General features: G+C 65.1%; 12 protein-coding genes. 10 read left to right on the top strand and 2 right to left on the bottom strand.

The window, feature by feature from the left end:
* Nucleotides 1-29: 29 nt before the first annotated feature.
* Nucleotides 30-827 carry a TatD family hydrolase gene (locus ACPEES_RS03890; RefSeq protein ID WP_435101231.1) on the top strand — a complete coding sequence of 266 codons (798 nt, stop codon included), beginning with the start codon at nucleotides 30-32 and terminating at the stop codon, nucleotides 825-827.
* A 21-nt stretch (nucleotides 828-848) separates the two neighbouring features.
* Here ACPEES_RS03890 and dusA read toward each other — a convergent pair whose 3' ends face one another.
* On the bottom strand, nucleotides 849-1,868 hold the full coding sequence (gene dusA / locus ACPEES_RS03885) for a tRNA dihydrouridine(20/20a) synthase DusA (protein WP_435101229.1): 1,020 nt from the start codon (nucleotides 1,866-1,868) through the stop codon (nucleotides 849-851).
* A 554-nt stretch (nucleotides 1,869-2,422) separates the two neighbouring features.
* Here dusA and ACPEES_RS03880 point away from each other — a divergent pair.
* The 7 genes from ACPEES_RS03880 (at nucleotide 2,423) to ACPEES_RS03850 (ending at nucleotide 9,594) form a co-directional block, all read left to right on the top strand.
* Nucleotides 2,423-3,652 carry a toxic anion resistance protein gene (locus ACPEES_RS03880; protein ID WP_435101227.1) on the top strand — a complete coding sequence of 410 codons (1,230 nt, stop codon included), beginning with the start codon at nucleotides 2,423-2,425 and terminating at the stop codon, nucleotides 3,650-3,652.
* 15 nt (nucleotides 3,653-3,667) lie between these two features.
* A complete protein-coding gene (locus ACPEES_RS03875; protein ID WP_435101225.1) occupies nucleotides 3,668-4,096 on the top strand; it encodes an OmpA family protein in 429 nt (142 codons plus the stop codon).
* Between the two features lie 26 nt (nucleotides 4,097-4,122).
* Nucleotides 4,123-5,835 (top strand): hypothetical protein, encoded by a 1,713-nt coding sequence (locus tag ACPEES_RS03870; protein WP_435101223.1) that lies wholly within the window; start codon nucleotides 4,123-4,125, stop codon nucleotides 5,833-5,835.
* A gap of 13 nt (nucleotides 5,836-5,848) precedes the next feature.
* On the top strand, nucleotides 5,849-6,631 hold the full coding sequence (locus tag ACPEES_RS03865; protein WP_435101221.1) for a vWA domain-containing protein: 783 nt from the start codon (nucleotides 5,849-5,851) through the stop codon (nucleotides 6,629-6,631).
* On the top strand, nucleotides 6,621-7,499 hold the full coding sequence (locus ACPEES_RS03860; protein WP_435101219.1) for a glycine betaine ABC transporter substrate-binding protein: 879 nt from the start codon (nucleotides 6,621-6,623) through the stop codon (nucleotides 7,497-7,499). The genes ACPEES_RS03865 and ACPEES_RS03860 overlap by 11 nt, the downstream gene beginning before the upstream one ends.
* Nucleotide 7,500: 1 nt before the next feature.
* Nucleotides 7,501-8,175: a hypothetical protein gene (locus ACPEES_RS03855; protein WP_435101217.1), complete on the top strand. Its 675-nt coding sequence runs from the start codon at nucleotides 7,501-7,503 to the stop codon at nucleotides 8,173-8,175.
* 516 nt (nucleotides 8,176-8,691) lie between these two features.
* Complete coding sequence (locus ACPEES_RS03850) at nucleotides 8,692-9,594, top strand: hypothetical protein (RefSeq protein ID WP_435101215.1); 903 nt, start codon at nucleotides 8,692-8,694, stop codon at nucleotides 9,592-9,594.
* A 59-nt stretch (nucleotides 9,595-9,653) separates the two neighbouring features.
* On the opposite strand, the gene ACPEES_RS03845 is transcribed toward ACPEES_RS03850, so the two are convergent.
* Nucleotides 9,654-9,926 carry a PqqD family protein gene (locus ACPEES_RS03845; protein ID WP_435101213.1) on the bottom strand — a complete coding sequence of 91 codons (273 nt, stop codon included), beginning with the start codon at nucleotides 9,924-9,926 and terminating at the stop codon, nucleotides 9,654-9,656.
* An 86-nt stretch (nucleotides 9,927-10,012) separates the two neighbouring features.
* Here ACPEES_RS03845 and ACPEES_RS03840 point away from each other — a divergent pair, with 86 nt between their 5' ends.
* Nucleotides 10,013-11,149 (top strand): nucleotidyltransferase family protein, encoded by a 1,137-nt coding sequence (locus tag ACPEES_RS03840; RefSeq protein ID WP_435101211.1) that lies wholly within the window; start codon nucleotides 10,013-10,015, stop codon nucleotides 11,147-11,149.
* A 237-nt stretch (nucleotides 11,150-11,386) separates the two neighbouring features.
* The gene (locus ACPEES_RS03835; RefSeq protein ID WP_435101209.1) at nucleotides 11,387-12,352 is read left to right on the top strand and encodes a hypothetical protein; all 966 of its coding nucleotides are present in this window, start codon (nucleotides 11,387-11,389) and stop codon (nucleotides 12,350-12,352) included.
* Nucleotides 12,353-12,492 lie beyond the last annotated feature (140 nt).

The following is a 12,492-nucleotide window of genomic DNA, read 5'->3' as shown; positions in this document are numbered from 1 at the left end:
GCCCCGATCATCGACAACCGGAGGCGTGAATGGAACCGCTAAGCCCGCTGGTCGACATCGGGGTCAACCTCACCCATCGACGCTTCGCGCAGGACCGCGAGGCGGTCGCCGAGCGCGCCCGCGAGGCCGGCGTCGTACACATGATACTCACCGGCGTCGATCTGGCGGGGTCTCGCGCCGCTGCCGATTACGCGAGCGCCGCCTCGGGATGCAGCAGCACTGCGGGAGTCCATCCACACCATGCCGCGGACTGGTCCGCCGAGGTCGACGGCGACCTGCGCGAGCTCCAGCGACACGGGGCGGTGGTCGCCATCGGCGAAACCGGCCTCGACTTCAACCGCGACTTCTCCCCGCGGCCGGCACAGGAACGCGCATTCGCCGCCCAGCTCGAGATCGCCGCCGAGCACGGGTTGCCGGTCTTTCTCCACCAGCGGGATGCCGCCGAGCGGTTCACCGCCATTCTCGCCGACTACCGGGATTCACTGGTCGATGCCGTCGTGCACTGTTTCACCGACGGCCGCGAAGTTCTCTGGCCCCTGCTCGATCTCGACTGCCATATCGGCGTGACTGGCTGGATCTGCGACGAGCGCCGCGGTGACGCCCTGCGCGCCTGCATCGCGGACATCCCCCCCGAGCGGCTACTGATAGAAACCGACGCGCCCTTTCTGCCGCCACGCGATCTCAAACCGAAACCGGCCGGCGGCCGCAACGAGCCCGCTTTTCTGCCCCACATCGCCAGGCGCCTGGCGGAGCTCCGCGGCGAGGACCCTGCTGCCCTGGCAGAGCGCACCACGGCGAACGCGCGGCGCTTCTTCCGGTTGGGCTAGACGCTCAACGTCACCGGCCCTTCAGGCACTCGCCGGCATCGCCGGGACGGCAACGTGCTCGAGGGCCTCGGCGATGACATCGACGCCGGCATCACGCCGCGGCCCGTACTCACTCAAATGGCGACGCCAGGCGCGCGCGCCCGGCAGCCCCTGAAACAGCCCGACCAGATGGCGGCTCATGCGGGACAGCCGGACGCCCGCCTCGAGCTCGCGGGCGACGTAATCCATGTACTGCCGGGCCACCGCCTCCCGTGCCGGCGCCGGTGCGGACAACCCGAAAATGCGACGATCCGCCTCAGCGAGGAGGTACGGCGTCTGATAACCCGCGCGGCCGATCATCACGCCATCGAAGCGCTCCAACAGCGTTTCCGCCTCGTCCAGCGTCTTCACGCCGCCGTTGAGCACGATCTCGAGCTCCGGGAAATCATCCTTCAGCCTTGCGACGCGCTCATAATCCAGGGGCGGAATGTCCCGGTTCTCCTTGGGGCTGAGACCGTGCAGCCAGGCCTTACGCGCGTGGATAGTGAACGACCGACAGCCCGCCCCCGCCACCGTCTCCACGAAACGCGCCAGGTGACGGTACTCGTCGAGATCGTCGATGCCGATGCGCGTCTTCACGGTCACCGGCAGCGACGTCCCCCCGCGCATGGCAGCCACCAGCTCCGCCACCAGGGCCGGCTCCGCCATCAGGCACGCGCCGAAACGCCCCGACTGCACCCGATCACTCGGGCAGCCGCAGTTGAGATTGATCTCATCATAGCCCCAGGCCGCCCCCAGCTCGGCCCCGTAGGCGAGCTGTGCAGGATCGGACCCGCCGAGCTGCAGCGCCACCGGATGCTCCGCCGCATCAAAAGCCAGAAAGCGCTCGGCCTTGCCATGCCACAGTGCCTGCGCGGGCACCATCTCGGTATACAGAAGCGTCCGGCGGCTTATCAGACGCAGCAGATAGCGCGCGTGACGGTCGGTCCAGTCCATCATCGGCGCGATGGAAAGACGCCGGTCCGGCGCATGCCCCGGTTCCTGCTCAGAGCTGCCCGTCAAGCCAGGCGCTCGCGAAGCTGTAATCGTATCCACTTCCTGCATCACCGAACGCGTTCGCGCTGCCACGCCATCGCTACGCTTTCTCGACACGCAGCAACATTCAAGTGTCCGCGCGGACAACACCGTTCCCGCGCGAGGCCCACGCCCCCCCCCCCAATGGGCGCGCCGTTGCGAGGGCGAGCTTGGCAACGAGTACTCGTCAACGCAAGCCCGCACGTCGCCCGCACCGTCCACTCCCCCTGATCAACGACGCATTGGCCATGAGGTCGACGGGCAGGACATCGCAGTACGCGCACGATACCCACTCCCCGGAGTCGTCGGGGTTGCCAAGTCGCATCGCGTCCCATCGGCGACCACATTTGAGCCTCGGAAGCGACCTTCATTAGGATGTCGATAGGCCACATCCGCGGGGGCGGCCTGGAGGAGGCGACGCGCGCGGTTGCAGTACGCACCCGATCCCCGCATTCTTGTGCTGCCCTAACGCATGCATCCGCGCGGATGCGGACTGACATAATAATATCCGACTGGATAATATCCGACTGGGAGATACAGCGATGGACGCGGAGACGGACACTGCCAGGCAGGGGGACGGGGACGCGCTCCAGCCGCCGGCACCGCCGGCCAAGGTCGCGCCGGAGGAGGCCGAGCACAAGGTGCCCGTCGCCGAAGGGCGCCAGCAGGAGCTCGCCGAGCGCGCCACCGAATTCGTGGACGCGATAGTCGCCGCCGAACCCGAGAGCGACGCTTTCAAGGGAGCGGTTCAGAGCGCCCACCAGATGGGCAACGATTACATCCGCGAGGCGGCCAACGTCTCCAACCGCCTGCTGGACAAGCCGGTCAAGGCGATGGACCAGGGCGCGCTTTCGGGTGACAGCGACGTCTCCAAGTCCTTGCTCGAGCTGCGCAGTGTCGTCGAGGAGCTGGACCCGTCGACACGCGGTAACCTCTTCGAGCCCAAGAAGCTGTTCGGATTCATTCCCTGGGGCAACAAGCTGCGCGACTACTTCCGCGAATACCAGTCCGCTCAGAGCCATATCGACGCCATCATCCAGTCGCTGTACCACGGGCGCGATGAGCTCCAACGCGACAACGCCTCCATCGAGGAAGAGAAGCGCCACCTCTGGGAGGTCATGCAAAAGCTCGAGGAGTACGTCTACCTGGGCAGGCAGATCGATGCCGCGCTGGAGAAACGGGTCGCGGAGATCGAGAGCCAGAACGCGCAGAAGGCCAAGGCCGTGCGCGAAGAGCTGCTGTTCTACACCCGCCAGAAGGTCCAGGATCTGCAGAGCCAGCTCGCGGTATCCATCCAGGGCTACATGGCGCTGGACATGATCCGGAAGAACAATCTGGAGCTCATCAAGGGTGTAGAGCGGGCCACCAGTGTCACCATCTCGGCGTTGCGCACGGCGACGATCGTCGCCCAGGCTCTCACCAACCAGCGCCTCGTGCTCGAGCAGATCCAGGCGCTGAACCAGACGACGAGCGATCTGATCCAGGGCACCAGTGAGCTCATGAAGGAACAATCGGCCCAGATCCACGAGCAGGCCGCGGGCTCGACCCTGGATATGGACAAGCTAAGCGCCGCTTTCACCAACATCTACGCCGCGATGGACGAGATGTCCGACTACAAGACCCGGGCGCTGGCAAGCATGAAGCAGACCGTCGAAACCCTTGAGGGCGAGATCGGCGAGGCACGCGAACGCCTCGACCGGGTGCAGCGCGAAGAGGCGCGCGAAACCGTAAGCACCAGCGATGCGGCGGCGGCTGCACGCCTCGACATCTGACGCCGAACGACCGCAATGAATCCGAAGCGCTATTTCGGGCTTGCCCTCGTGCTCATCGCCGTGGTCGCCGCGCTCGGTCTGGACTATGCCGGGCGCGACCATTATCCGCGCCGCTATACGGTGGATTTCGCCAGCGGCACCAGCCTGTCCGAAACCGGCGAACGCCAGGTCGACCAAATCGCCGCGATCATGGCCCGCCAGCCGGCTTACGACGCCGTCGTCATCGGCCACACGGGCACCCGTGGCGACCCCGAAGCCAACCAGGCTCTCGGGCTCGATCGCGCCGAAGCGGTCGCACAGACGCTGCGTGATGCCGGCATCGCCACCGACCGCCTGGAGACGCACTCCATGGGCGGTGCCGAACCGCTCGAGCAACGCGGGGGTGAAGGCGAACGCGGTTACCAGCGCCGCCTGAGTCGCGCCGAGGTTCGGCTCAACCCCTGACCCGTTTCCACACCCAGGAGTCGTCCATGCATTTGCGAACCACGTTTGCCATGGCTGCGGCGCTCGCTATCAGCGCGGTACACGCTGCGCCGGAGCAACCGCTCGCCGATAAGGTCGACGCGAGCGTGCGCGCGTGCCGTTCCAGCGACACGTTGCGCGTGCCGCTACGCAGCTCCGGCGTCGACCTCGTCCCGCTCTACGGCAACGGCTACACGCTCGAGACCGACGGCGGCAGCCCTTTCGACCAGCAGGACCTTGACGTCGAGCTCTGGCGCGAGAACGATCTTGCCGGCCAACTCGATGCCTACCTGAGCTGCGAGAGCCCCGTTCTGCGCGGCACCCAGGCGCAGCTGCAGATGGCGGCAGCGGTCACCGAAGCCGATGAGCGCACCGCGATGGTGGTGATCTATCAGCACGGTTGGTCCACGGGCGCTGACGCGCTGGTCGCCCGCGACCGGATCGACGACCTCGCCGATCTCTCCGGAGCCACGATCGTGCTGGAAGCTCATGGGCCCCAGACGGACCTGCTCGCGAGCGTTCTCGCCGCGGCGAAAAAGCAAGTGAGCGACGCCGGCGACTCGTGGCAGCAGCCGACGCTCGTTTACACCGACGCGCAAACCGGGTTCGGGGATGCGACGCCCGGCGGACACTTCTACCGCGACGACGGCATCGATGCGGCGCTGGTCTTCCGCCCCGACGCCAACGTGCTCACCAGTGGCGGCGAAACCGGGACCGGCGCCGAAGGTTCGGTCAAGGGTGCGGAGATCCTGTTCTCGACACAAGCCGCCAACCGGGCCGTCTCGGAAGTCTACGCGGTGCGTTCGGACTACCTCGAAGCGAACCCAGAACAGGTGAAGCGATTCGTCTCCGCGCTGTTCCGTGCCGAGGAACAGGCCCGTGAGGACGTGAAGAAACTGATCGTCGACTGGGAGGCGGTGGCAACGCACCTGCTCGGCGACAGCTCGGCCACCGAGGCGGCGAAAACGATGTGGTCGACGGTGGAGACGTCGGGCATGCAGGGCAACGTGGACTGGGCCCGGGATGATCACCCGCGCTCGTTCCGCAACGTCAACGCGGACATCGCCAACGTCCTGGTGCCGCTCGGCGTGCTCGACAGTGCACACGAGATCGAGATGGCGGGCTACGACTACGCGGCCCTGGCCGAGGGTGTCTTCGACAAGCGCCGCGTGGAGCTGCCCTCGTTCGACCAGAACGAAGCCGCGAAGATGGTCAGCGAGCAACGCAAGCAGGGACAGCTCGACCGCAAGACGATCGCCTCGTTCGAGATCCATTTCAAACCGAACCAGTCGAGCTTCCCGATCTCCGAATACCGCGAGGAGTTCACGACCATCGTGGAAGCCGCGTCGAAGTATGGCGGCGCGATCTTCACCGTGGAGGGCCATGCCGACCCCCTGTCTTATCTCAAGAAGAAGAAAAAGGGCGCCAGCCTGAGCACGCTGCGCTCCATCCGGCAGGCCGCACGTAACCTGAGCCGCAGCCGTGCGGTTTCGGTTCGGGATACGGTCATCGAGTTCGCCGAATCCCAGGGCGTGCAAATGGACCGGTCCCAGTTCGTGACCGAAGGCCTGGGCTTCTCCGATCCCAAGACCGGCATCTGCGGCGGCGACCCCTGCCCCCCGAAAACGGAAGCGCAGTGGCTATCCAACATGAGGGTGACCTTCCGTGCCATTCGCGTCGAGGCCGAGAGCTCGACGTTCACACCACCGAACTCGTGGTGAGGGAGGGAACCCGATGACACGATTGACGACGGCAACAGTCGCGAGGACGTTGATGACCCTGCTCGTCGGCGTCGCCGGGTTGAGCGCGCTGGCCGCGTGCGACCGCTCCCAACCCGACGTCGACACCGGCAAGTGGTCCGCGATCACGGACCGGAACTGGCCGTCCGGCGACATGCCCGATGACGCCAGGCTCGATGCGAACCCGCAGCGCACCAACGTGGTCGTGGTCCTCGATATGTCCGGCTCGATGGGCAATGAGGCCTGTTCCGGTCAGTATCACTCCAAGGCACAGGCCGCCCGCGCCGCACTGGCTACCTGGACGGATTCGGTACCCCACGACGCCAACCTGGGGCTCATCGCGTTCACCAGCGGCCGCATCGAGACTCTGGTGCCGCTTGGCACCGACAACCGCGACGCCTTCATCGCCGCCGCCGACAAGGTTCACCCCGGCGGTGGCACACCGCTGCGATCCGCCATGCAGGCCGCTCACGAGCTGCTCGCCGATCGCGCCCGCTACCAGCTCGGCTATGGCCGATACCAGATCGTGATGATCACCGACGGCGAACACTCCGACGGCGAGAACCCGCTACCGGAAGTCGAGCGGATCCTGCGCAATCCGGCCAATCCGGTGGAGATCCACACGATCGGCTTCTGCATCGACGACAGCGCGCTGCGCCAGCCGGGACTCGTCCACTACCAGTCGGCGAACGACCCGGACCAGCTTGCCCAGGGGCTGTCGAGCGTACTGGCCGAATCGTCCTCGTTCGAGCCCGTGGAGAATTTCGATGAACAGTAACAATACCGTCTCTCGCCGTGCGGGCCGGATGCTTCTCGCGGCGATTCTCGCCCTGTCCGTTTCCCTCCCGGCCACCGGGCGTACGAATGCGCCCGACGTCCGCATCGGCTGGACTGCGTGGTCGGACGCCGAAGTCATCAGCAAGATGGTCGCGCTCGTGCTCTCCCGGGTGGGCCTCGACGTCGAGCTGACCCTCGCCGATGTGTCCGTGCAGTACCGCGGACTCGCGGAAAACGATCTCGACGTCATGCTGATGTCATGGCAACCGAAGACTCACGCGAAGTACCTGCGCGAGTACGGTAACCGCCTCGAAGACCTGGGCACGCTTTACGAGGGTGCGAACCTGGGCCTCGCCGTGCCCGCCTACGTCGACGCGTCGATTCAATCCATCGACGACCTCGCCGCCAATGCCGACATGTTCGACGGCGAGATCGAGGGCATCGGCGAATCGGCCGGAATCACGGGCCTGACGAAAGACGCGATGCAAACCTACGGTCTCGATGCGTATTCGCTGAAAGCATCGAGCGGACCGGCGATGGCGCAGCGTCTGGGCAAAGCCGTCGCGGAGAAGCGCCCCATCGTCGTCACCGCGTGGCGACCGCACTGGAAATGGGCGGCGTACGATCTGCGTTACCTCGACGACCCCAAAGGCGTCTACGAGGGCGAAGAGTCGGTCCATGCCATGGCACGCAAGGGATTCGCCTCGGACAACCCGAAGGTCGCCGCGTTCCTCGAGCGCATGCATTTCGAGTTGAACGACCTCGAGACGCTCATGGCAGCGGCCCGTGAGAAAGGCCACCGTCGCGCGCTTCGGGACTGGCTCAACGCCAATAGCGACCGGGTGCGGCGCTGGCTCGAGGGCGACTGACATGCAGGCGTTGCGGCCATACGAGGTCGTACGGGAAACGGTCGCCGGCGGCGTCGCCGCCGCCGGCTTCCTGACCTGCCACTACGCCCTGACATTTCCCCACTGGCAGGTACCCGGGCTTGCCACGGCCCTGGAGATCGGGGTGGCCGCGACAGCCTACGCGGGCGTTCACCTGGCCTGGGCCGATCGACCCGGCCTCATCGAGCGCTGGCTTGGCCTGGAGGTAGCCCTGCGGCCGGCCCTGCCGGACAACGATCCGGAATCACTGCGCGCGGCCCTGCTATTCACCGTTGACGCGGTACGACCGCGGCTGACGCCGCCGGTACAACACGAGCTCGACCGCATCGTCGAAGCGGTGGAGGCTGTGCTCGCGGTGCGCGGCGAATCCGACGCCGGCCGCGAAGCCGCCTACACCCTCCGCGCCACGGTGACTCAGTATCTGCCGGACACTCTGGAACGGTATCTCAAGCTCCCCCGGCGCTTTGCGACACAACGCAAGGTTCGTAATGGCCAGACCGCCCGGGACCTGGTCACACAGCAACTCCGCATCCTGGCCGAGGAGCTGGAGTCCATCGCCGAGGAGGTGTATCAGGGCAATGCTGCGGACCTCGCCGCCCACGGGCGGTTTCTCGACGAGCGGTTCAGCCGGCAGGATCCTCTCAAGCACCGGGGCTGACTACCGCATCCCGAGGCGCTGCAAGCAGTTCCCTCCCCATCTCGACACGCCTCGCGCCCCCCGCCCCAGAAAATCTGGCTAGCGCATCACACGCCATTGTGCTAAATATTTCCCATAAGGATTTTGCATGGAGTGTGCAGAAAAAACTGTCAAATAATTTTACACTCGTAGTTATAACAGGGGATCGGGGCAATGAGTCAACAATCATCCAGGCGTGAATTCCTCAGGAAAACAACCTACGTGGTTCCGGCAATTCTCACGTTCACGGCCATGCCGGCATTCGCAAAGAACGGTTCGAGCGGGGGACATGTCCGCCGCGGCAGAGGCCCTGGCAATGCACTGGGATCCTCGCGGAGTCGCGTTCCATCCCATGTACAGAGCAAACGCGGTCCGGGCACGTTACTGGGGAATCCGGGCCCCTTCGATTCGGAACAGAAGTAGCTCACCGGCAGGGCAACGTAACCGATTGACGCGTTGGTGCGGAGGCTGCCTCTGCATGGGGGAATGCGTGTCGATATGGATGTGTTTTTCCTATCCATAGCCGGTGTGCGTATCCGGGTGGACAGCCATTGTCCCACGGCGACACGGTGGCTCGAATATCTCTATCAATCGATGATGGGGCCACCCGGTGAATTCCATCTCCGGTATCACATTCGCCGGCGCCCGGGCGGAACACTTCAATGCGTGCGCCACGGGCAGCGTTTCGTGGCATGCAGCAAGGCGGAATTCGTCTACGAATTCGAAAAGGCGCTCACGATCAGCCTGGAGCGGCTGCGCTACGAGCTTTTATTCCTGCACGCGGCCGTCGTGATCAGGGAGGGCCACGCGCATATCATCTGCGGGGCGTCGGGCTCGGGCAAATCCACCACGACGTGGGCACTGCTGCGTCACGGTTTCGGGTACGCCAGTGACGAGCTCGCCCCCATTGATCTGGCCCGGATGCGCGTTCTCGCTTACCCGCACGCGCTCTGCCTGAAGTGGAGGCCGCCTCCGCCGTATTCGCTTCCGGCGTCGTCGCTGGAAACCGAACGCACGATACACGTGGCAATTCCGCACAGTCACGGCCTCAATGGCGCGTTGCGCGCCCCTCTCCCCGTCGGCTCGATCGGTTTTCTCCAAAACTCGGCAGACGAGCCGGCCCCGTCGATACGACGAATACCGGCGAGCGAAGCCGCCGTAAGGCTTTACACGAATACCCTGAACGCCCTGGCTCACGGCAATGATGGGCTGAACGCCGTGGTGACGCTGGCATCCCGATGCGACCACCTGTACATCATCAACCGCGGCGGGCTGCCGGAAACCTGTGAGCTGCTGGCGGATTTCACGTCGAATCTCGCGACGGCAGCAGACCGACGTGTATCGCAGGCCCCCGGTTTCGAGCCCCCCGGCGCAGGCCCTCAACGACGGTCGACGGGATGATGATGACGCGGTCCATGACGAATCGCCCACACCGCCATTCGCCCGCCGGGGACGTCGGCTCAGTCGCCCGTATCGAGCAATCCGGCAGCGATGAACGACTCGATCACGTCGTTCACATCGCGGTGTGCCCGCTCCCGGGATACGTCATAGGCCTCGCAGAGCGCGTCGACAATTTCATCGACCCGGCGCTCACCGTCGATGAGCGTCCAGACGAAACCGGCGGTTTCGTTCAATTGATGGACCCGCTCGCCATCTCGGTCGAGAATGATGTAATCGTCGCCGATCGCCTCGCCACGGAGATTCGGCCGTCGCCGCGGTCGGGAATCCGTCATCTGAGCTCCCTTTACCAACGGTGCCCGTCGCCTGGTAATCGCTCTTTTCGGGCTGCACCGTATACAAACGTAGCAGGGGTGAGCCCATGAAGGCATCCCTGCTGACCGATCTGCTTCTTCGCGCCGCTGGCGAGTCTCCCCGCCATGCTCTGGAGACCATCCCGGACGAAGCCGTGGACGGCCTCCTGGAATCCGGAATCGGCCCTCTGCTGTTTCATCTCGTGCCGGAGCTATCCCAGCGCATCTCACCCGCGGCGCTGGAGCGGGTCCAGGCCGCGCGACTGACTGCCGAATTCATTACACGCGAACGCTTTGATGCGCTGCGTGATCTCCTCGTTGCACTGCGAGGCCGATGCCACCTACGACCGGTACTGCTCAAAGGCATCGCGGTCGCTTCGGCGTACTACCCGGCGCGCAGTCTCCGCACGATGGCGGACACGGACCTGCTCCTGGCGCCCCCGGACGTGCCGGCGGCGGAGGCCACGCTCGCCGGGCTCGGCTACTGCCCGCGATCCACACGTCCGGCGGGGCACTACCGGACGCATCATCATGGTATGCCGATGCGCCACCGCGAAACCGGCCTGTGGGTGGAGGTGCACACGGCACTGAGCCCACCCCATTCACCGTTCTCGCAGGTCCGCCCGCTCGATATGCAGACGATGCGCGCCAACTGCCGGCCCTGGGAGATCGACGGATCTCCGGTCGCTCGGTTGGCGCCGGAGCTTGAGCTCGTCTATATCGCCTGCCATTGGGCGGCGGAATGGCGTCGTCCCGGCAGCGTCTCGGCACTCTTTGATGCTGTCTTCCTTCTGCGTCAATGCGGCAAGGCATTCGACTGGTCGAAATTTCTGGCCTTCGCCAGCGCCACACACGTCCAGCCGTGCGTGAGAACGCTACTCGGTGGTCTGGCACGGCGCAACGTGATTCGGGTACCGGAGACGATTGAGCACTGGCTGGCCGCCCGCGGTCTTGCGGACGCCCTGCTCGTCAGCGCACGGGACCGGCTGTTCGATCGCTACGTGCTGGCACAGCGGCCACCGGGGCGATTCGTGACGGAATCGAATCTGCGCCTGATGTGGGGCACGCTGCATGGCCCCGGGACGCCATCTCGTCGGCTGGCTCTGGTGCCCTGGCATCTGCAGTTTCCGCCACAGCGAACAGACCGCTTCCGGCCGGGATTCCACGTTCGCCGCCTCCGACGGGCACTGGCCCGACACCGATGATGGTGACAGGTAATGACTGCCGAGAGACTGCTTGGATTCCGAAGGTACGCGAGCTACTAATCCGATCACAGGTAATGCCACGTGTCAGAGCGCTCGTGCGGCCCGGCTGCAAGGCGCGCGAGCGAAAGCGTGGCAAGGCTCGCGCGAGTTCTTCAGCGTTTCCCCAGGCGACTGACACAACGCGGGAAACCGTCGGGCGGGTCAGTCGATCAATTTCCGGGATGAGGGGGCACACCCATGCTACGCAGCAGATTGTTGTCGATTATCGGCGGTGGCGTCCTTCTGCCACTGTCCATGGGCGCGATGGCGCAAGGGTTGGTGGAGAATCCGGGCAACGGCAGTACCATCAGCGGTATTGGTATCGTCTCAGGCTGGTACTGTGACGCCGAAACCATCGAGCTCCGGTTCGATAACGGCCCTCCGGTGGAGGCAGCCTACGGAACACCGCGAGGCGATACCGCTCGCGTCTGCGGCGACAGCGATAACGGCTACGCACTGCTGCTCAACTACAACCTGTTCGGCGAAGGTACCCACACCGTGCGCGCCTATGCCGACGGCGAGCAGTTCGACAGCGCCAGGTTCGAAGTGGTGACGCTGGGGGAGAGCTTCCAGCGGGGGGTAGACGCCACCGTCGTCCTCGAGGATTTTCCGAGCGCGGGAAAAGGCATCACATTGAAATGGCGACAGAGCATTCAGAATTTCGCCATATCCCAAGTCCACGACGGTGTCACGAAACTGGACGGCACCTACGAGCTCACCCGCGGATCATTACAACTCGCGGATCAATCGGTGATCGACAGCAGACAGCCCGGCGTCGATGTCTCCGGGCGCATGACGATCGACGGGAACGCCCTCGACCAGACGCTGACCCTCACCATTGACGGTGTGCCGTCGACGGTATCGCTGTCGGCGACCTGCAGTTTCTCCGACGCTGCATTCCAATGCACCACGACGGGCGGCGCGCTCAGCACCGGCGTGCTGGTCACCACCGGCGCCCGACTGGTGACCTCCGTCCTCTCGGCCGGGTCGTCGGGCGTATTCAATGAGCTCGATTACTGGCAAAAAGTCTCGCCGGATGCAAATGGCGAGAGCGTACAACGGCTGGGCGTGAGCGGCGACCCGGCGTTGGAGGCGCCAGTCGGCGGGCTCGGTAACGCGGCCTACGAGCGACTGCCGGTGAAGAGGCCATCATCCAGCTACTAGCCGCGCGGCGATGACACAGTGCAGGCGGGCTCGCCCGCATTGCGTCATGCTCGATCACCAGGTCATCACCACAAGGAATCCGGTAGAAACCAGCTCAAGAAAGAAAAAGCCGACGCACAGTAACGCGGCACGCGCATTGA

The sequence above is a fragment of the Arhodomonas sp. AD133 genome (genome assembly GCF_051195215.1).
Classification (GTDB): domain Bacteria; phylum Pseudomonadota; class Gammaproteobacteria; order Nitrococcales; family Nitrococcaceae; genus Arhodomonas.
The sequence above is the reverse complement of the archived record's forward strand: the minus strand, read 5'-3'. Positions and strand labels throughout refer to the sequence as shown.

Excerpts from the sequence above, each read along its gene's own strand:
- ACPEES_RS03890 (WP_435101231.1), top strand. The coding sequence starts at position 30 with ATGGAACCGCTAAGCCCGCTGGTCGACATCGGGGTCAACCTCACCCAT.
- ACPEES_RS03860 (WP_435101219.1), top strand. The coding sequence starts at position 6,621 with ATGAACAGTAACAATACCGTCTCTCGCCGTGCGGGCCGGATGCTTCTC.
- ACPEES_RS03880 (WP_435101227.1), top strand. The coding sequence starts at position 2,423 with ATGGACGCGGAGACGGACACTGCCAGGCAGGGGGACGGGGACGCGCTC.
- ACPEES_RS03845 (WP_435101213.1), bottom strand. The coding sequence starts at position 9,926 with ATGACGGATTCCCGACCGCGGCGACGGCCGAATCTCCGTGGCGAGGCG.
- ACPEES_RS03850 (WP_435101215.1), top strand. The coding sequence starts at position 8,692 with ATGGATGTGTTTTTCCTATCCATAGCCGGTGTGCGTATCCGGGTGGAC.
- ACPEES_RS03835 (WP_435101209.1), top strand. The coding sequence starts at position 11,387 with ATGCTACGCAGCAGATTGTTGTCGATTATCGGCGGTGGCGTCCTTCTG.
- ACPEES_RS03865 (WP_435101221.1), top strand. The coding sequence starts at position 5,849 with ATGACACGATTGACGACGGCAACAGTCGCGAGGACGTTGATGACCCTG.
- ACPEES_RS03855 (WP_435101217.1), top strand. The coding sequence starts at position 7,501 with ATGCAGGCGTTGCGGCCATACGAGGTCGTACGGGAAACGGTCGCCGGC.
- ACPEES_RS03870 (WP_435101223.1), top strand. The coding sequence starts at position 4,123 with ATGCATTTGCGAACCACGTTTGCCATGGCTGCGGCGCTCGCTATCAGC.
- ACPEES_RS03875 (WP_435101225.1), top strand. The coding sequence starts at position 3,668 with ATGAATCCGAAGCGCTATTTCGGGCTTGCCCTCGTGCTCATCGCCGTG.
- ACPEES_RS03840 (WP_435101211.1), top strand. The coding sequence starts at position 10,013 with ATGAAGGCATCCCTGCTGACCGATCTGCTTCTTCGCGCCGCTGGCGAG.